We start from the raw sequence: 1001 nt of genomic DNA on the forward strand, positions 1-1001 counted from the left end.
AAAAACAAATGTGGGCTCCGGATGCTGCTCATAAAGATGGTAAATACTATTTATATTTTCCAGCAAAATCTTATGACGGGATTTTTAGAATAGGTGTTGCTATCAGCGATTCACCTATTGGTCCTTTTTTTCCTGAAGCAGAAGCAATAGAAGATAGTTATAGTATTGATCCGGCTGTTTTTGAAGATGAAGATGGTCAGTATTATATGTATTTTGGAGGGATATGGGGAGGACAACTTCAAAAATACAGAAACAATATTTATTCAGAAAAAAATGAGGAACCTGCGAATGATGAACAAGCATTAGGACCTATTATTGCAAAACTTTCAACTGATATGAAACAATTTGCAGAAGAGCCTAAAGAAATTATTATTCTTGACGAAAACGGAAAAGCAATATTAGCAGGAGACCATGACCGCCGATTTTTTGAAGCTTCTTGGATTCATAAATTCAATAACAAATATTATTTCTCTTATTCAACAGGAAATACTCATTTTATTTGTTATGCAATTGGAGATACGCCTTACGGTCCTTTTAAATATATGGGACGAATTCTAAATCCTGTAATTGGTTGGACTACACACCACTCAATATGCCAATACAATAAAAAATGGTATTTATTCTATCATGATTCTAGTTTATCTAATGGGGTAACACATCTTAGATCTATAAAAGTAACAGAAATCAAACACAACGAAAATGGTACTATAATCGCTATAGATCCATATGTCAGTTAGAAAAATTAATTGGGGAATCATAGGACTCGGAAATATTGCACATCAATTTGCAAAAGAATTACAATTATTAAGTAATGCTAAATTAGTAGCAGTAGCCTCAAGAAGTAAAGAAAATGCAATTGAATTTGCAAAAATCCATAAATGCTCTAGCGCTTATGATAACTATAAAGATATCTTAAATGACGAAAGAATTGATATTCTCTACATAGCTACTACACATGATTCTCACGCTGAGTTATCAATAAAAGCATTGAAAAAAAACAA

The 1001-nt window shown here is 32.0% G+C and carries 2 protein-coding genes; both read left to right on the forward strand.

Features of this window, described 5'->3' with window-relative positions; genetic code table 11:
• Positions 1-737: family 43 glycosylhydrolase (locus FEM21_RS15975; RefSeq protein ID WP_035662701.1), on the forward strand; the 737-nt coding region annotated here is incomplete at its 5' end.
• A partial coding sequence (locus FEM21_RS15980) for a Gfo/Idh/MocA family protein (RefSeq protein ID WP_035662703.1) occupies positions 727-1001 on the forward strand: 275 nt, incomplete at its 3' end. The genes FEM21_RS15975 and FEM21_RS15980, both read left to right, overlap by 11 nt.

The organism is Flavobacterium seoulense, from assembly GCF_000695795.1.
GTDB lineage: Bacteria > Bacteroidota > Bacteroidia > Flavobacteriales > Flavobacteriaceae > Flavobacterium > Flavobacterium seoulense.